Origin of the sequence: Streptomyces sp. NBC_00289, from assembly GCF_041435115.1 — a bacterium.
Taxonomy (GTDB): Bacteria; Actinomycetota; Actinomycetes; order Streptomycetales; family Streptomycetaceae; genus Streptomyces.
Map to the genome: position 1 here is coordinate 10,323,696 of NZ_CP108046.1, position 16,680 is coordinate 10,340,375.

Consider the following 16,680-nt stretch of genomic DNA (forward strand, 5'->3'; position numbering starts at 1 on the left):
TGGACCGTTTCGCTTCTGTGACTGATGGCGGGCATGCCGACGGCCCGAGTGTCGTGTCGGGTGGGCGCCGGGTTCCGCTGCTCCGGGGTGTTGTTTCGTAGGGATAGGTGGATCCGCTGTCAGCCGGGGTTCGGCAGGAGCGCGAGCTGTTCGAGGGCGCCTGTGATCTCGTGGGTCCAGGGCGGCGCTGTCAAGTTGAGTGAGGGGCCTCGGGGCTGGGATGATCGTCGGGTTTGTTGATCGTCCGGGGAGGGGGCGGCCGTGGAGTCCGAAGCGACGGTGTCGTACAAGGGTTTCCGGTTCCCGGCGGAGGTCATCTCCCAGGCGGTGTGGCTGTACCACCGCTTCCCGCTCAGCTACCGCGAGGTCGAGGAGTTGCTGCTGGCGCGCGGGATCATCGTCTCCCACGAGGCCATCCGGCAGTGGTGTGACCGGTTCGGGCCTCAGTACGCGGCCGCCCTACGCCGTCGCCGGAAGCAGACCTCGCACGGTTCATCAACCCGATCATTCGCGGGTGGATGACGTACTACGGAGCCTTCTACCAGTCGGCCCTCCATCCCCTCCTGGAACGCGTCAACGCCTACCTGAGGCGGTGGATGCGCAAGAAGTTCAAACGGCTGCGGGGCAGGAAGAAAGCCCAAACGGCGTGGAACCAGGCCGTCGCACGGCGACCCCGGTTCGCCCACTGGGCCTGGACCACCCATGCCCCCCGCGTCTGGTGACCAGAACGACAAGAGCCGTATGACGAGAGATCGTCACGTACGGATCTGTGAGGGCCGAGGGGTGAAAATCCCCTCGGCTACTCGGCGGCTAAAGCCGGTGTCGAAGTCCTTCACTGGTCAATTCGATGCTGTCGAAGCGGTCGTGAACTCTCCAAGCGACCGCATCCTGAACATCGGGCTCGTTGATTCGAATACCATTCTCTTGGAAATCGCAGAACAAGGCAACAAGCACTCCTCTTTCGACTCCGAAGAAGGATACATGACCCCTGCCACCAAACTCCTGGGCGGATGTTCCGGCAAAGATCAACGGGAGGCGATAGTAGCAATATGCGTCAAAGTCTCGAAAGGATCCGCTCGCCGTCACATTGGCATGATCATTCAGCGAGATGCGGTTGATCCTCAGTTGGGCAGGGGCGGGATTGTCGTGCAGGTGATCGAAAAGAGCGTCGACCGGTGAATCCCGCCTCAGCTTTCTGTTCTCAAGAAGGTAGATGCCGGGACTTCCTTCATCGTCTACCGCCGGCCTCCATTCCGCGATATCCTCGGCCGTGATCTCGTGGCCGACGCGCCGTAGCTCATCCAGGGCCTCTTCTAGTGTGGCGGTGTCCTCGATGATCAGGTCGGTTAGCAGGTCCTCGTCGGACTCATCGAATTTTTCTGAGAATCCCTGGAGTGATTCTAGTCTCGTCCGCTGCTCAATTAGAACTTGCTCGCGCCACGTCTTGAATTCACTGCGAGAGTTGAATTTGACCTGCATTTGAAATTCTATATTGAATGCCATTGAGTGTTCTCCTGATTTTGGCCGCCAGTTCTGGTTTTTTCGGGCACCCCCGGGGGTGCACAAATTATATGCTGACACACATTAACCGGGCGGTCCTCAACGGTGTTGTCAGGCTGCGGTGGGCAGGCAGGGCCCTGTCGTTCTCGCGATTGGCGAAGCATGAGCTTGTTCAGTTCGGCTACTGATCGGGTGACGTGTGGTGAGGGCGGAACGGGCAGAGCCCCAGGGCTGTTGAGCGAGGTGTCTACGCTCAACTCTTCAGCCTTGGGGCTCTGTTGGTTCCTTATCGTGCCGTACTCGATGTTCCGCATGCCCTGGTGGAGTGGGTCACGATGCTCATTGTCACCCGTGAGGGTGACCGCAGGTGCAAGCTGCCAGCGTCCGAGCGCGCCCTGGTCGCACTGGTATACCTGCGGAAGAACGACGCCCTGTGTCAGCTCGCGGCCGGCTTCGGTATCAGCCTGGGCACCGCACACGCCCACGTGCACGCCGTGATCGGCCACCTCGCAGAGCTCGCGCCCGGTCTGACCGCGGCCCTGAGATCGCCCCGACGCCCGCTACCTGCTGCTGGAGGGGACACTCGCCGAGTGCGACCGGACCGGCGACGGCCGGGCGGACTACTGGGGAAAGCACCGCCGGCACGGCGTGAACCTGCAGGTGGTGACCGCTCCGGACGGCACGCTGGTGTGGATCTCGCCCGCGCTGCCCGGCCGGACCCACGATCTGACCGCGGCCCGACGGCACCGGATCATCGCTACGTGTATCCGCCTGGGCATCCCGATCCTGGCCGACCGCGGCTACCAGGGCGCCGGTGACATCGTCGTCGTGCCCCACAGACGACGACCGGGCAAAGACCTCACCGTCAAACAGAGATGCGTCAACCGGGCGCACTCGCGTCTGCGGTGGCCTGTCGAGAGATCCATCGCATCGGTCAAGACCTGGCGGATCCTCCGCAAAGCCCGCTGCAACCCGAGCCGGATGACGTCAATCGCCAGAGCCATTCTCACCCTGGAGACTCACCGCTGAACAAGCTCAATGACCAGTTGAGTCCGAGGGCGGTTGGCGGCCGGGTCGTGTCCCGCCCGTGATGGTGCAGGCCCGCGGCGATGTTGTCCCAGCCGGTCAGGCGGAGCGCGCCGATGGCCAGGTTCCGCAGGGAGGCCATCGCCCGCGGTGCACCGCCGGTTCGCACCCGTGAGGCGTCCTCCCCGAACGTCACATCCCTGACATGGTGCTCACGATTCTCAATAGCCCAATGCCCGCGAACGCGTTCGTCAGCAGCGTTCGTCTGGTGCACCGTCAGACCGATGATCGCGTAGACGCGCTCGAGCGACACCTTCCCGGTGCGCAGGGTGCGCCGCCTGCGGACGATCTGCAGCGCCTGGTCGGCGTGCGATGGCAGTCCCGGCACGATGGCGGCCTTGAGCCGGCGGATTTCGTCAGGGCCGTGCGCGGTGGGCCGGGTACGGTCCAGCAGCGGAACCTCCTTCCACGGCAGGTTCTTCACCAGCGCGTGCAGGCTCGGATGGTTGCCCTTGAGTACGGCGATGTAGTGCGCTCCCTTCTCCTCGGCCAGGAACTTCGCGTGGTCGGTCTGGGTCAGCAGCGCGTCGAAGGTCACCACCGCGCCGGTCAGGTCCAGCGGGTTCAGCAGGGGGCGGAACGCGGTGATCTCGTTGCTCTTGGCGTTGACCTTACGCTGGGCCAGCACGATGCTGTCGTCACGCAGAGCGGAGATCAGGTGGACGCAGCGCGGCCGTTGGCGCGAATGGCTCCGCGCAGGGACTTGCCGTCCACCGCAACCGCTGCCCGCGCCGGACTGTCCGGTGGGTGTCTGTCCTGGCCGCGGCGCGGGAGGCGGCGGCACGGCCGGTAAGCCAGCCGCCGATCGCCGCGTCGAACGCGTCGCCGTCGATGCGCTGCAGTACCCGGCGCACGGTGGCTTCGCTGGGCGCCCGGCAAGGTCGGTCCGGATCACGCAGCGCGGCCCCGCAGCACAACAGCAGCCGGTCACAGGCATTGGCAGCCCACTCGGCGATCGCGGTGAGGGACTTCGCTCCGGCCAGGACCGCGCAGGCGGCGACCGCCAGGACATACGGCAGCGGGTGACGACGGCCCGGGCGGCGGCGCGGGTCGGGCAAGCGAGACAGCCGGGCCAGAAGGTCGGGCAGTTCGTCGGGGCAGGCCGGATTGCCGCCCGCGAGTTGGCCCAGCCCGACGGGGATGAGTGATGCTGGCGCAGCAGGCACGGTCTTCCGTTGTGGTGATCACAAGCAGGCGGCGCCGGGCCGGCTGACGGTGCAGGCGGACGGCGAGCTGGCCGCGGAGGATGAGTCTGGGCCGCCGGAGTGGACCCTTGACGCACTGGCCGCCGAGGCCAGGAGGCTGGGCATCGAGGTCGGTCGCAGCCAGGTCCGCCGGATCCTGCTGGCCGAGGGTGTGCGCTGGCGCCGTACCCGGTCCTGGACCCGCTCGAAGGATCCGGACTTCGACCTGGCGGTCGGCGAATGGATCACCGACGCTCCGCCCCACGTGCTGGAACACGGCGGCGTGCGACTCGACCCCCTTTCCCCCAAACGGGCCCTGCCTGCGGAAACGACAGTCCGACGACTGCTGGCCCGGATCGACGGCGACGCATTGGACCCGGCGGTCGGCCGCTGGCTGTCCGACCGCCGCAACCAAACCCAGGGCCGGCCGAGCGGCTTGGCGGTCGACGGCAAAAGCCTTCGCGGAGCGGCCAGGTGAGGGGCCCCGAAGTTTCCGGACAGGGACCCAATAGGGTTGTCCTGAACAGGAAACGAGGAAGAAGTGCCGCCACCCAGTAAGTACTCGCCGGAGTTCCGTGAGGAAGCAGTCCAGATCGCGTTGAGGTCAAGCAAGACGATCTCCGAAGTTGCCCGGGAGCTTGAGCTGAACTCGGAGACGCTACGCGGCTGGGTGAAGAAGCACCAGAAGCAGCAGGAACCGGCTCCCGATGCAGAATTGACGGTGAACGAGCGGGTACGCCTGAAGGAACTCGAACGGCGGAACCGTGAGCTGGAGATGGAAAACTCCTTCCTGAAAAAATGCGCGGCGTACTTCGCGAAGGATCCCCGGTAGCAAGCAAGTACGAGTTCATCGATGAGATGCGGCTCGACACTGCGGAGTGCGCATACAGCGTCGAGTTCATGTGCGGCAGACTCGGCGTCTCCAGATCCGGCTACTACGACTGGCGATCCCGCCCGGAATCCGCGACGGCACAGCGGCGCGAGGAACTGAAACTGCTCATCAAGAAAGCCTTCGACATTTCCGACAGCACCTACGGCCACCGTCGCATCCAAGCCCAGCTGCACCGCTGGGGCATCAGCGTCGGCCTGGAACTGGTCCGCCGCCTGATGCGCGAGCTGGGACTTGAGTCCTGCCAGCCACAGCCGAAGAGGTTCAACCTCACCAAGGCCGCGGCCGGCCAAGTGCCGGACCTCGTCGGCCGCAACTTCACCGCGGACGCACCCGGCGAAAAGCTCGTCGGTGACATTACTTATATCGGGACCGGGGAAGGCTGGCTGTACCTCGCGACGGTAATCGACTGCTGCACGAAGGAAGTCATCGGTTACGCGATGGACGACCACTACCAAACCCCACTGATATCCAAGGCGATCCGTAACGCGGCACGGAACAGGAACCTCTCGGCCGACGCGATATTTCACTCGGATCGCGGAAGTAACTACATGTCAGCCGAGTTCGGGAGGACGCTAAACCGGTTCGGGCTCCGCAGATCTGCCGGCCGCACCGGGATCTGTTTCGACAACGCCATGGCCGAATCATTCTTCGGCGCCCTGAAGAACGAGCGCGTATCAAGGGTGACTTACCTGACCCGCGAGGTCGCCCGGCAGGACATCACTCGCTACATCGAATTCTGGTACAATCGCAAACGCCTCCACTCGGCGGTGGGGTACCGCCCTCCACGCGAAGTCCATGCCGAGTACGAGAAGTTGCGAATCGCCGCGTGAAATAAACGGTCAGAAGCCTGTCCGGAAAACGCGAGGCCCCTCACAGGGCCAACGGCCGCAGGATCCACCTGCTCGCAGCCCTGGACCACACCACCGGCCTGGTCCTGGCCCAGCTGGACGTCGGTGAGAAGACGAACGAGATCACCTGCTTCCAGCCGTTGCTGGAGACCATCACAGACCTGGCCGGGGTGGTCGTCACCAGTGACGCCATGCACACCAACGCGAGCACGCCGACTACCTCCTCGGCCGCGAAGCCCACTACATCGTGATCGTCAAAGGCAACCAGAAGAAGCTCCGCAAGCAGCTCAGATCCCTTCCGTGGACAGAGATCCCGCTGCAGGGCCGTGTGAAGGGCATCGGCCACGGCCGCTCGGAGATCCGACGGATCAAGGTGGTCACGGTCAACGGCCTGCTCTTCCCCGGAGCCCGCCAGGCCGCCCAGATCAAGCGTCGCCGCACCGACCGCAAGACCGGCAAGACCACCATCAAGACCGTCTACGCCGTCACCAGCCTCACCGCTGAGCAGGCCGGCCCCGCCCAGCTGGCGGCCCTGATCCGTGATCACTGGCAGATCGAAGCCCTGCACCACGTCAGAGACACCACGTTCGCCGAAGACGCCTCACCACTGCGAACCGGCAACGCGCCCCGGGCGATGGCCACTTGGCGCAACCTCGCCATCGGCACCCTGCGGCTGGCCGGCGCGACCAACATCGCAGCAGCTCTGCGACACAACGCCCGCAACGCGGACCGCCCGCTCGCCCTGCTCGACCTCAAGTGATCACGAACGGACACCCACCTACTTCGCCGAAGCCCTGACCATGTAGGACACGCACATCGTAGGTACGACATCTTTCACCTTGACTGGTCTGACCACTGGACCATCAGTCCACTAGAATCGTAGGGTCTCCGCATGCCTCTACAACCCGTCAACCGGCGCTCCGTTCCTGACGAAGTGTTCGACCAGCTCTTCACCGAACTCGTCAGCGGTAATCTCGCCCCCGGTGAAAGTCTTCCTAGCGAACGGCGCCTCGCCGAAGTCCTCGGCGTCTCACGTTCCGCCGTACGGGAAGCGCTGCAACGACTCGCGCACGCAGGTCTTCTGGACGTCCGCCAAGGCGATGCCACCACTGTGCGGGACATCCGCAGAGCGGGCGGTCTCGATCTGCTCCCTCGCCTCCTCTTCCCCGGCGGCGAGATCGACCTGGAAGTTGCCCGCAGCATCCTGGAAGCACGGTTTCACATCGGCCCGAAGATCGCCGAACTGGCAGCTCGGCGCAAGGGACCCGCCCTCGCCGCCCTACTCCAGGACGCCGTCCGGGCGCTCGACACCGACACCGATCCCGTGAGCAGGCAACGGCGCGCCCTGACCTTCTGGGAACACGTCACGGACGCGGCCGAGTCCGTGACCTTCCGATTGATGTTCAACAGCCTGCGCACCGCCTACGAGCCCGCCCTAGAGGCCCTGGTCCACGTCATGGCCACGGAGGTGAACCGGACGGATGCCTACACGGCCCTGACCGACGCCATAGTTCAGCGCGACGCGACCGCCGCTCGCACCCGTGCTGAGGATCTGCTCCGCCCGGCGACCCAGGCTCTGATCGACGTCATCGACCAACTTAAGGAGAGCGATGAACCTGCGTAGGACGCTCATGCGGATGCGGCCGTCCACCGACGAGGCCTCGGATGCCCCCACCCGAGCCCGCCTCCGAGCGGACGAGGTCCGCGCGGCCGAGAAAGCACAGCCGACGTCACCACACCGGAGAGACGTCACGCTGGGAAACGTGTTCCTGGCCTTCTGGCGTCACCCTTCCCCCTGGATGATCAGCGGCACCCTGGTGACGGTGCTTGCCTGCCGGATTGCCCTGGGGGACTGGCGTACCGACGACGTCTACGCCCCGGTCGCCCTCATCCTGCTGTTCCCGCTCTTGGAATGGCTGATACACGTCTTCGTACTGCACTGGCGTCCGCGCAAGGTCGCCGGCGTCGTCTTGGACCCTCTCCTGGCCAGGAAACACCGCGAACACCATGTCGACCCACGTGACGTCCCCCTGGTCTTTATCCCCTGGCGGGCGCTCGTCTGGGTCATCGCCGGCTACAACATCATGGCCCTCATCGCCTTCCCGCGCCTGGGCCAAGCCCTGACCTTCATGGTCACCGTGGCAGTGACCGGGCTCCTCTACGAGTGGACCCACTACCTGATCCACAGCGACTACCAGCCCCGCAGCAGCGCCTACAAAGCCATCTGGCGCAACCACCGGCTACACCACTACAAGAACGAGCACTACTGGTTCACGGTCACCACGACCGCGAGCGCCGACCGGCTCCTGGGAACCTACCCCGACCCGGCCACGGTACGGACGTCACCAACCGCCAAGAACCTCCACGGCACAGCCTGACCCCCTGCCCTGAACGACGCCCGGGACGCCAACCACCCGCCATATATGGAGAGCGAGTCGTGGACCAGGACACCGCGGTAGTGCGGCAGCACCCCACCCTGGCCGGCGCCGTCCCGGGAACGAGGCGCGAGGTGGAGCAGAGTGAGGAAGCCGGTGCAGGCGACGTGCAGCCAGCGCCGTACGGCCCCGATCCAGGTGGTGGTCTCGTCCGCGTGCAGGATGTGGCCCATCACCAGCAGCGCCCGGATCAGGTTCAGTGAGTCTTCGACCAGGCCGACGGCCTCGCTCAGCAGGGACGCCACCCAGCCGGTGGAGACCTCCGCCCCGGTCACATCCTTGATCAGCCGCGCGTCCGCTCGACCGGGATGTGCTGGAACACCAGCAGGCAGACGGCCAGTGCGCGCAGGTTCGGGCCGTAGGAGGAGGGCGATCCGGCGATCTGTCCGGGCATCAGCCCGCCGTGACCGTGCCGCACGCGCACCGGCAGCGATGAGCCCGGTGCTCAGTGACCTTTACCGTGGCCAGGGGAATGTCACGGACCTGGCGCCGCTCGAAGCCGACGCTGGCGCCCTGATCCAACGTGTTTCCGCAGCCGGTACAGGCCGCCGGGACATGGTCCTCGGTGACGTCGGGGTGCTCGGCCATGGCCAGTCCAGCCCCGCCCGCCCCGGGCTGACGGCCCCGCTTACGTCCGCTCTTGGGTGCCGCCTTCTTCTCCGGCCGCCCGAAGGTGTCCGACGACGGCGGCATCGAGGAGTTGCCCGAATTGCGCGCCCCAAGACGCCGCTCCAACTCCGACACCCGAATGGCGGCCAGGGGCTGCGTGTGGAGGAGCTGGCCGCGCTCGCGGCCACGGGGCGGTCGCCTTCGGCGCGGTCCTGATTGAGGTAGCGGACCAGCAGGTTGGCACTGCTGGTATAGCCCAGTTCCCTGATCTCGTGTAGGAGGTGCGTGACGGGAACGGCCGGATGTCGGGCCGGCGTCGGCGCAGGTGGTCGCGGTAGGGGTCGACAAGGGTGGGTCGGTAGCGGGGGGCCCGTTGAGTCGGCACGGAGCGCGGTGCCGGTGTTGCCATCGGTCCGTTTCTCCGTGCCGCTCGCCGAACCCGGCGTACCCGTCTCCGAGTACCGGGCTCTCCACGGACTCTGCCGTTCAGGCGTGGTTGGGGCGGGTCCAGGGGTTGGGGATCGTGTTGCCTCTGTAGCGGTAGCGAGTGACCGCCACCGCTTGGAGGTCGAACAGGCCGCCCCCATAGCAAGGCAGGGACGCACCGCATCCAGCCCAGATCCGCCAGGTTCGAGCTGGTGACGAGTAAGGAGGCGTCAACGCCGGTTCCTCGCGTACTCCTTTCCGTCTCGCTTGCCGGACCCGCACCATCTGGCAGTGCTGATACGTCCCGGCTTTGTCAGGGCCGCTTGCCACCCTCCCCGGCACCTCCCGGATCGGGCTGCCCTCAGCTTCAACCGCCCTACTGCGACAGGACGGCGGTGGCGTCCTTTCACCGCCACCCGAACAACTCGCGCTTCACGGCGCACCCATGTCTTTCGTCAAGCGAGGCGTGGGGTTCTGGGTTCGTAGGAGGTGCCGTCGCGGAGCATCGCGAACAGGACGTCTGCTCGGCGGCGGGCGAGGCAGAGGATGGCCTGGGTGTGGTGCTTGCCTTGCTTGATCTTCTTGTCGTAGTAGGTGCGGGAGGCCGGGTCGGCGAGGGCGGCGAACGCGGAGAGGAAGAAGGCTCTCTTGAGCTGTTTGTTGCCGCGGCGGGAGGGTTGTTCGCCGCGGATGGAGGAGCCGGAGCTGCGGGTGGCCGGTGCGAGGCCGGCGTAGGAGGCGAGGTGGGCGGCGGACGGGAAGCTGCTGCCGTCGCCGACGTCGATGAGGATGCGGGCTCCGGTCCTGACGCCGATCCCCGGCATGGACGTCAGGACCTTCGAAAGAGGGTGGTTGGCCAGCAGTTCCTCGATCCTGGTGGCGAGGATTTTGCGCTGGTCAAGCACTGCCTGGAGGGAGGCGGCGAGGCTGGGGACGATCAGTGCGGCGGCATCGGTGCCTGGAACGACCACGGTCTGTTCGTCCAGGGCGGTGAAGATCTCGTCGACCAGGCGCTCGGCCATCCTGGGGGCCTTCGGGCGTATGAGGGTGACCAGTCGTCGGCGTCCGGCCGTGCGGATCTGGGCCGGGGAACCGAAGCGTTCCAGCAGCGTCAGGATGGCCGGATGCTGGATGCGCGGGCCGACAACTCGCTCCAGGTGCGGGTGGATCTGGGTCAGCAGCCCACGGAGCCTGTTGGCGACCCGGGTGACCTCACCTGCGAGGTCGTCGTCGAAGCCCACGATCATCTCCAGCTCGGCGACCGTCTCGTCGGTGAGCTCGATGGACCGCAGTGTGTGCGGCATCGCCCGGGCCGCGTCCGCGATGATGAACGCGTCGCGGGCATCGGTCTTGGCCTCGCCCGGGTAGAGATCGGCGATCCGCCGCATCGTCAGCCCGGGCAGGTAGGCGACCTTGCAGCCCGCGTCCCGGGCCACGGCCAGCGGCAGGGCCCCGATGGATGCGGGCTGGTCGACGACCACCAGTACGGTGCCGTGCTTCGCGATCAGTTTGGCGAAGACCTCGCGGAGCTTGGGCTCGCTGTTGGGCAGCCGCTTGTCGAAGGCTTTCTTCCCGGCCGGGGTCAGCGCGGTGGCGTGGTGTTCGCCCTTGCCGACGTCCAGGCCCAGGAAGGCGCCGATGTCGCTGGTGTCGATCACAAGCACTCTCCGGTCGTACGGTCCCGGCCTCACCTGCGGCACCAGATGCCGGCATCCACATTACGAAGAACCTCCCTGCCTCCCGAAGGAGTTGGTGGTCATGCCCCTCATCAGCGGTCTACCAGTGCCTCCGGGAGCGGTGACACCACCCCCCAGATCATGATCAACAGGGGGGAGCAGTCATGCCGTCCCGGAGGCCGGGAACCCCATTGCGGTGCTGATCAAGAAGGTAATGGGGGGGCGATGCGGTCCGCGGGTGGTTTAAGGGACGCGGACGTAACGCTTGACGGTATTCAAGGCGAGGTTCAGTCTGCGGGAGCGGTCGAGCAGGCCGACGCCGGAGTCGAGGAGGGCGTGGACTTTGTGCCAGCGCTCGCGGGTAGTCTGCTCGCGCACGCCGCCGGGCCGGGGCGGGTTGACGATGGCCCAGCAGGGGGCGTGGGCGCGGACCTCGGCCACAACTTTGTCGCACAGGTTGACCCTGTTGCCCATTCGGCTATGCAGCGAGGCTGAGTTCGAGTCGGGCGAGGTGGCTGGTGTGGCGGCGGTCCAGTGGCTTGCTGTTCCACCAGGCTCAGGCGGATGAGGTTGAGGGCGACGGCGTTGTGGACGTGTTCGAGGTGGGTCTTGGCCAGGCCGCGGTAGCGGGCCCGGCGGTTATGGTGACGGCGAGGGCCTGGTGGATGGTGCTCTCGACGCCGGAGCGTAGGGCGTAGGCGTCCTGCCAGTGCCGGCCGGCCTGCTCGGCGCGGGCGGTGTGCAGGGCTCGGTCAGCGAGCGCGGGTTCAAGGTGAGCTGGCGGAAGCCCCGGCGGCTGGTGGTGGGGCTGGTGGGGCCGCAGGCCGGCTTGGAGAAAGCGACCACGATCATCGGATAGCCGTGCTGGGTGCACGGGCTCGAGGAAGAGCTCACCTGCCCCTTGTGAGCGATCACGTAATTCGGCTCTGTCGCTGATCTTGCGATCGGGTGATCTCCGGACGGCGCGGCTGTGATCATGATTCGTGTGTACTTCGCGGAGCTTCGAGGCGCTTCTTCCTCATCTGACGGGTGTCGTGGTGGAGTTGGTGGAGCGGCCTGTCGGCGGGATCACCCTGCATGCCCGCGCGCGTGCGGCCGATGGGCTGTGCCCGCACTGCGGCAGTTCCTCGGGACGGGTGCACGGCCGGTATCCGCGACGGTTGTCGGATGCGGCGATCAGCGGCGCCCGGGTGGTGATCGAGCTGCTGCTGGTGCGCCGGTTCCGGTGCCTCAACGCCGCTTGCGCGGCAGTGACGTTCGTCGAACAGGTTGCCGGGCTGACCAGCCCACATGCCCGCTTCACCCGGCTGCTGCGCGAGATGCTTACCAGCATCGCGGTGGCGCTGGCCGGGCGGCCGGGGAGCCGGCTCGCGGCGGCTCTTGGAGTTCCGGTGGCGAAGGACACGCTGTTACGTCTCCTCCGAGCCTTTCCCGAGGAGCCAGTCGGGCAGGTCAGCGGTCCAGCGCACCGTCGGTGCGCGCCGGGGGCGTGGTAAATCCTGTGGCGCGCGCTGGGGTGCTTCCGTCTGCCTCTGACGCGGGCTGATACCGCTGCGGGACGCTGGTGGGGTTCGTTCCGGCCGAAACCGAATGCTCTGTGATGCCGGTGAGCTCGCAGGTCAGCGTGGTGCTGGGGGCCGTCCACGGGAACCGTGGAGTGTTGCTGCGAGCACGTGCGTCAGAATTCCTGATTCACCTTGGTCCCCCCGGAACGGCGTACCACTCGGCCGTTGAGGGAGGGACAGGGACGTGGATGTGCTGCACGAGCGCTGCGCCGGTGTGGACATCAGCAAGAAGGATGCCAAGGCGTGTGTCCGCACCCCGAGTACCAAGCGGCGGGGGGCCTTCGCGACCGAGACCACGACGTGGGGTTCGACGACGAACGCGGTGCTCGCCCTGCGCGATCACCTGCTCGCCGCCGAGGTCACCCTGGTCGTGATCGAGGCGACGTCGGACTACTGGAAGCTCTTCTACTACCTTCTGGCCGGGGAGTTGAACGTGATCCTGGTCAACGCGCGGCAGGTCAAGAACCTGCCCGGCCGCAAGACGGACGTCTCGGATGCGGCCTGGCTGGCCCAGCTCGGTGCGCATGGCCTGGTGCGGGCCTCGTTCGTGCCGCCCCAGCCGGTGCGCGAGCTGCGAGACCTGACCCGGGCTCGCACCCAGATGACCCGCGAGCGCGGCCAGATCGTGCAGCGGCTGGAGAAGCTGCTGGAGGACACCGGGATCAAGCTGTCCGCGGTCGCCTCCGACATCATGGGGGTCTCTGGCCGGGCCATGCTCGAAGCCCTCATCGGCGGGGAACGCGGCCCGCAGGTCCTCGCGGAGCTGGCCAAACGCAAGCTCCGCAACAAGATCCCCGAGCTGACCGAGGCGCTGACCGGACGCTTCCGCAGCCACCATGCCTTCCTGGCCCGGCTGCACCTGGACCACTACGACCAGCTCACCGACGCGATCCGGCAGCTGGACGAGCGGATCGAGGGGGCGATGGCTCCCTTTCGTCCCTCGCTCGACCTCCTCGACACCATCCCCGGGATCAACCGGGCCGTCGCCGAGGTGATCATCGCGGAGACCGGCGGGGACATGAGCCGGTTCGCCTCCGCCAGGCACCTCGCGTCCTGGGCCGGCGTCTGCCCAGGCCACCACGAGTCCGCCGGCCGAACCAAGAGCACCAAAGTCCGACCCGGCATCCCTATCTCAAAGGCGCCCTCGGACTCGCCGCACTCGGCGCGGTGAGAACCAAGGAGCGTTTTCAGGGTGGCCACTGATCGAGTGATGCAAGGGGATGGCTGGCAGGGCAACGGACGAGGCTCCCAGGCAGTTGAGAGAGGTATCTGACATGCGATCTCGGTTGCCGGGGAGCCCCGTTGATTACGTATCCTGCCGCACTCGACCTCCCGCATGCCCTCGTGGAGACGGTCACGATGCTGATCGTCCTTCGTGAGGGTGACCGCCGGTGCAAGCTCCGTCCGTCCGCGCGTGCGGTTGTCGCGCTCGTGTACTTGCGCCAGCACACCACGCTGGCCCAGATCGCCGCTGGTTTCCGCATCAGCGTCGGGACCGCGCACGCCTATGTCCGCTCCGTGGTGGGCCTGCTGGCGCGCCGGGCTCCGGGGCTGACGCGGGCCCTGCGTGAAGTGAAGGCCCGGGCGGAATACGTGCTGGTGGACGGCACCCTCGCGGAGTGCGACCGGGTCGGTGACGGCCGCGGGGACTACTCGGGAAAGCACCGGCGTCACGGTGTGAACCTGCAGGTCGTCACCGATCCGGACGGCACCATCGTATGGATCTCGAAGGCGCTGCCCGGTCGCACCCACGACCTCACCGCCGCCCGCACCCACCGGATCATCGACACCTGCCGCAGACTCGGTATCCCGGTCCTGGCCGACCTCGGCTACCTCGGTGCCGGCGGCACCATCACCACCCCGATCCGACGTTCTCCCGGCAAAGAACTCAACCGCCGGCAGCTATCGCTGAACAGGGCTCATGCCCGCCTGCGCTACCCGGTCGAGCGCGGCATGGCCCGATTGAAGACCTGGCGGATCTTCCGCAAAGCCCGCTGCAGCCCCACCTGGCTCACCACCGCAGCCAAAGCCGTCCTCACCCTTGAGAGCTACTGCTGAAAATCCTCAAGGACACCTACCTGCAGGCCCGTTACAAGCGGCTCACCGCCCGCCGCGGCCCGATGCGAGCCTTGGTCGCCGTCGAGCACTCGATCATCACCGCGATCTGGCACATGCTCACCGACAACGTCACCTACCACGAGCTCGGCGGCACCTACTTCGCCCAGCGCGACCCCGAACGCGCCACCCGCCGCGCGATCAGTGCGCTCAATCAGCTCGGCTACACCGTCACCCTCAACCCGCTGGAAGGCGCGGCCTGACCGACCCGCACCCAGACACCCGGCGAGCGCCACAGCCACCGGGCACCCAGCCCTGCCTACCCCCACCCTGACCTGCTGCTATTTACGCGTCAGAGTGCTGGGTGTTGACGATTTCGCCATGCGCAGGGGCGACTCGTACTCGACGATCTTGGTAGATCTGGAACGGCGGCGACCCATCGACGTGCTGCCGGGCCGCGAGGCCGAACCGCTGGCCACCTGGCTTCGCGACCACCCCGAGGTGGAGATCATTTGCAGGGACCGCGGCGGGGCCTACGCCGAGGGCGCCCGCACCGGGGCCCCGCAGGCGGCGCAGATTGCCGATGGCTGGCATTTGTGGAAGAACCTCGGTGAAGCGGTGGAGAAGACCGTTGGCGCCCATCATGCCTGCATCCGGACCGTGTTCGCGAACACCGTACCCCTCACCCCGCCGCCCGGAGACGACATCTGGCAGCTACCGCCGCCCGCCACCGACTCCACGCTCGACGTCTGCGGACGCGAGCGCCGCCTGGTGACCCGAACGAAGGAGCGGTACGCCGCCGTACAGCAACTCCTGGCCGACGGAAGCTCGTTGGAACGAATTTGCCGGACGCTGCGGCTGGACCGGTCCACCGTGCGCCGCTTCGCCCGCGCCACCAGCATCGACGAACTACTGAGGATTTTCAGCAGTAGCTCTCAAGGGTGAGGACGGCTTTGGCTGCGGTGGTGAGCCAGGTGGGGCTGCAGCGGGCTTTGCGGAAGATCCGCCAGGTCTTCAATCGGGCCATGCCGCGCTCGACCGGGTAGCGCAGGCGGGCATGAGCCCTGTTCAGCGATAGCTGCCGGCGGTTGAGTTCTTTGCCGGGAGAACGTCGGATCGGGGTGGTGATGGTGCCGCCGGCACCGAGGTAGCCGAGGTCGGCCAGGACCGGGATACCGAGTCTGCGGCAGGTGTCGATGATCCGGTGGGTGCGGGCGGCGGTGAGGTCGTGGGTGCGACCGGGCAGCGCCTTCGAGATCCATACGATGGTGCCGTCCGGATCGGTGACGACCTGCAGGTTCACACCGTGACGCCGGTGCTTTCCCGAGTAGTCCCCGCGGCCGTCACCGACCCGGTCGCACTCCGCGAGGGTGCCGTCCACCAGCACGTATTCCGCCCGGGCCTTCACTTCACGCAGGGCCCGCGTCAGCCCCGGAGCCCGGCGCGCCAGCAGGCCCACCACGGAGCGGACATAGGCGTGCGCGGTCCCGACGCTGATGCGGAAACCAGCGGCGATCTGGGCCAGCGTGGTGTGCTGGCGCAAGTACACGAGCGCGACAACCGCACGCGCGGACGGACGGAGCTTGCACCGGCGGTCACCCTCACGAAGGACGATCAGCATCGTGACCGTCTCCACGAGGGCATGCGGGAGGTCGAGTGCGGCAGGATACGTAATCAACGGGGCTCCCCGGCAACCGAGATCGCATGTCAGATACCTCTCTCAACTGCCTGGGAGCCTCGTCCGTTGCCCTGCCAGCCATCCCCTTGCATCACTCGATCAGTGGCCACCCTGAAAACGCTCACTGGTCAACGGGACGAACCGAGTCAGCATCCTCGACCCGTACACGGTGGCCCGCCTTCATCATCGGTGGAACGACGGCTGCCGCGAAGCGCACAACTCCACCAGGAAATCCAGGCCATGGGCTTCCGGGGCAGCATCCAGACCACCCGGCGCTACCTTCGCTCCTTCAAAACCTTCACCGCCGCACCGGCAGCGCCCCGTGTGGCTCCACGGCCCCGCCGTATCGTCAGATGGATCATGACGAACCCCGGCAATCTCCCGGACGAGGACGCCCTCGCGCTCAAGGAGATCCGTGCGGTCTGTCCCGAACTGGACGCGGTCACCCAGCACGTCCGCGACTTCGCGACGATGCTGCGGGACCTGACCGGCAACGAACTCCCCGCCTGGATGGAGCGCGTCGAACACGACGACCTGCCCGCACTGCACTCCCTGGTCAACGGCCTGCGCCGGGACCAGGACGCCGTCATCGCCGGCCTGTCCAGCTCCTGGAGCTCCGGCCAGGTCGAGGGCCAGAACACGAGGGCGAAACGGATCAAAAGGGATGGATACGGCCGGGCCAACTTCGACCTCCTCCGCACCCGCATCCTGCAGAGATCCTGACCC

The 16,680-nt window shown here is 66.7% G+C and carries 17 protein-coding genes and 7 pseudogenes; 14 read left to right on the forward strand and 10 right to left on the reverse strand.

The genetic code is table 11. From position 1 onward, the window contains the following. Window positions 1-279: 279 nt before the first annotated feature. Window positions 280-471 (forward strand): annotated as a pseudogene (locus OG985_RS47145) (IS6 family transposase); the annotation flags it as partial. Window positions 472-518: 47 nt separating this feature from the next. Then, a complete protein-coding gene (locus OG985_RS47150; protein ID WP_371666551.1) occupies window positions 519-722 on the forward strand; it encodes a group II intron maturase-specific domain-containing protein in 204 nt (67 codons plus the stop codon). Window positions 723-810: 88 nt separating this feature from the next. Here OG985_RS47150 and OG985_RS47155 read toward each other — a convergent pair whose 3' ends face one another. Beyond that, window positions 811-1,503, reverse strand: a complete 693-nt coding sequence (locus OG985_RS47155) for a hypothetical protein (RefSeq protein ID WP_371666550.1) — start codon at window positions 1,501-1,503, stop codon at window positions 811-813. Window positions 1,504-1,778: 275 nt separating this feature from the next. Here OG985_RS47155 and OG985_RS47160 point away from each other — a divergent pair. Then, a pseudogene (locus OG985_RS47160) lies at window positions 1,779-2,529 on the forward strand (transposase family protein). On the opposite strand, the gene OG985_RS47165 reads toward OG985_RS47160, so the two are convergent. Both OG985_RS47165 and OG985_RS47170 read right to left on the reverse strand, forming a co-directional pair. Next, a complete protein-coding gene (locus OG985_RS47165) occupies window positions 2,507-3,214 on the reverse strand; it encodes an ISAs1 family transposase (protein WP_371666549.1) in 708 nt (235 codons plus the stop codon). The pseudogene OG985_RS47160 and the gene OG985_RS47165 overlap by 23 nt on opposite strands. Window positions 3,215-3,224: 10 nt before the next feature. After that, window positions 3,225-3,752: a transposase family protein gene (locus OG985_RS47170; RefSeq protein WP_371666548.1), complete on the reverse strand. Its 528-nt coding sequence runs from the start codon at window positions 3,750-3,752 to the stop codon at window positions 3,225-3,227. Here OG985_RS47170 and OG985_RS47175 point away from each other — a divergent pair. Then, on the forward strand, window positions 3,727-4,248 hold the full coding sequence (locus OG985_RS47175) for a transposase family protein (RefSeq protein ID WP_371666547.1): 522 nt from the start codon (window positions 3,727-3,729) through the stop codon (window positions 4,246-4,248). The two genes, OG985_RS47170 and OG985_RS47175, sit on opposite strands and share 26 nt — an antisense overlap. Window positions 4,249-4,311: 63 nt before the next feature. Beyond that, window positions 4,312-5,492, forward strand: a protein-coding gene (locus tag OG985_RS47180; RefSeq protein WP_371666478.1) for an IS3 family transposase whose coding sequence is annotated in 2 segments (ribosomal slippage) — window positions 4,312-4,576 and window positions 4,576-5,492 — 1,182 coding nt in all. Because the reading frame shifts where the segments join, the coding sequence is not laid out codon by codon here. Window positions 5,493-5,532: 40 nt separating this feature from the next. Here the strand turns inward: OG985_RS47180 and OG985_RS47185 are convergent. Beyond that, entirely contained in the window at window positions 5,533-5,721 is a 189-nt protein-coding gene (locus tag OG985_RS47185; protein WP_371666546.1) for a hypothetical protein, read from the reverse strand. Window positions 5,722-5,757: 36 nt separating this feature from the next. Between OG985_RS47185 and OG985_RS47190 the strand changes: the two are divergent. From OG985_RS47190 to OG985_RS47200, 3 genes and pseudogenes are all read left to right on the forward strand, one after another. Beyond that, window positions 5,758-6,114: pseudogene (locus OG985_RS47190) on the forward strand (ISAs1 family transposase); the annotation flags it as partial. A 288-nt stretch (window positions 6,115-6,402) separates the two neighbouring features. Then, window positions 6,403-7,134, forward strand: a complete 732-nt coding sequence (locus OG985_RS47195) for a FadR/GntR family transcriptional regulator (RefSeq protein ID WP_371666545.1) — start codon at window positions 6,403-6,405, stop codon at window positions 7,132-7,134. Continuing rightward, window positions 7,121-7,888 carry a sterol desaturase family protein gene (locus tag OG985_RS47200; protein WP_371666544.1) on the forward strand — a complete coding sequence of 256 codons (768 nt, stop codon included), beginning with the start codon at window positions 7,121-7,123 and terminating at the stop codon, window positions 7,886-7,888. Before OG985_RS47195 ends, OG985_RS47200 begins: the two co-directional genes overlap by 14 nt. Here the strand turns inward: OG985_RS47200 and OG985_RS47205 are convergent. The 5 genes and pseudogenes from OG985_RS47205 to OG985_RS47225 form a co-directional block, all read right to left on the reverse strand. Next, window positions 7,825-8,220: a transposase gene (locus OG985_RS47205; RefSeq protein WP_371674188.1), complete on the reverse strand. Its 396-nt coding sequence runs from the start codon at window positions 8,218-8,220 to the stop codon at window positions 7,825-7,827. The genes OG985_RS47200 and OG985_RS47205 overlap by 64 nt on opposite strands. Window positions 8,221-8,338: 118 nt before the next feature. Continuing rightward, the gene (locus tag OG985_RS47210; protein WP_371666543.1) at window positions 8,339-8,689 is read right to left on the reverse strand and encodes a DUF6444 domain-containing protein; all 351 of its coding nucleotides are present in this window, start codon (window positions 8,687-8,689) and stop codon (window positions 8,339-8,341) included. Between the two features lie 50 nt (window positions 8,690-8,739). Further along, window positions 8,740-8,930: pseudogene (locus tag OG985_RS47215) on the reverse strand (ISL3 family transposase); the annotation flags it as partial. 505 nt (window positions 8,931-9,435) lie between these two features. After that, a complete protein-coding gene (locus tag OG985_RS47220) occupies window positions 9,436-10,638 on the reverse strand; it encodes an IS110 family transposase (protein WP_371674219.1) in 1,203 nt (400 codons plus the stop codon). 236 nt (window positions 10,639-10,874) lie between these two features. After that, window positions 10,875-11,115, reverse strand: a pseudogene (locus tag OG985_RS47225) (ISL3 family transposase); the annotation flags it as partial. A gap of 578 nt (window positions 11,116-11,693) precedes the next feature. Between OG985_RS47225 and OG985_RS47230 the strand changes: the two are divergent. From OG985_RS47230 to OG985_RS47250, 5 genes and pseudogenes are all read left to right on the forward strand, one after another. After that, window positions 11,694-12,152: a transposase family protein gene (locus tag OG985_RS47230; RefSeq protein ID WP_371666542.1), complete on the forward strand. Its 459-nt coding sequence runs from the start codon at window positions 11,694-11,696 to the stop codon at window positions 12,150-12,152. 253 nt (window positions 12,153-12,405) lie between these two features. Next, a pseudogene (locus OG985_RS47235) lies at window positions 12,406-13,415 on the forward strand (IS110 family transposase); the annotation flags it as partial. Between the two features lie 108 nt (window positions 13,416-13,523). Beyond that, the gene (locus tag OG985_RS47240) at window positions 13,524-14,279 is read left to right on the forward strand and encodes a transposase family protein (RefSeq protein ID WP_371666485.1); all 756 of its coding nucleotides are present in this window, start codon (window positions 13,524-13,526) and stop codon (window positions 14,277-14,279) included. Between the two features lie 8 nt (window positions 14,280-14,287). Further along, a pseudogene (locus tag OG985_RS47245) lies at window positions 14,288-14,539 on the forward strand (IS110 family transposase); the annotation flags it as partial. 94 nt (window positions 14,540-14,633) lie between these two features. Next, window positions 14,634-15,221: a transposase gene (locus OG985_RS47250; protein ID WP_371674189.1), complete on the forward strand. Its 588-nt coding sequence runs from the start codon at window positions 14,634-14,636 to the stop codon at window positions 15,219-15,221. Here the strand turns inward: OG985_RS47250 and OG985_RS47255 are convergent. Beyond that, window positions 15,199-15,954: a transposase family protein gene (locus OG985_RS47255; protein WP_371666485.1), complete on the reverse strand. Its 756-nt coding sequence runs from the start codon at window positions 15,952-15,954 to the stop codon at window positions 15,199-15,201. The two genes, OG985_RS47250 and OG985_RS47255, sit on opposite strands and share 23 nt — an antisense overlap. 360 nt (window positions 15,955-16,314) lie before the next feature. Between OG985_RS47255 and OG985_RS47260 the strand changes: the two genes are divergently transcribed. Then, window positions 16,315-16,677, forward strand: coding sequence for a transposase (locus tag OG985_RS47260; protein WP_371666540.1), 363 nt, complete (start codon window positions 16,315-16,317; stop codon window positions 16,675-16,677). The last annotated feature ends 3 nt before the right edge of the window (window positions 16,678-16,680 follow it).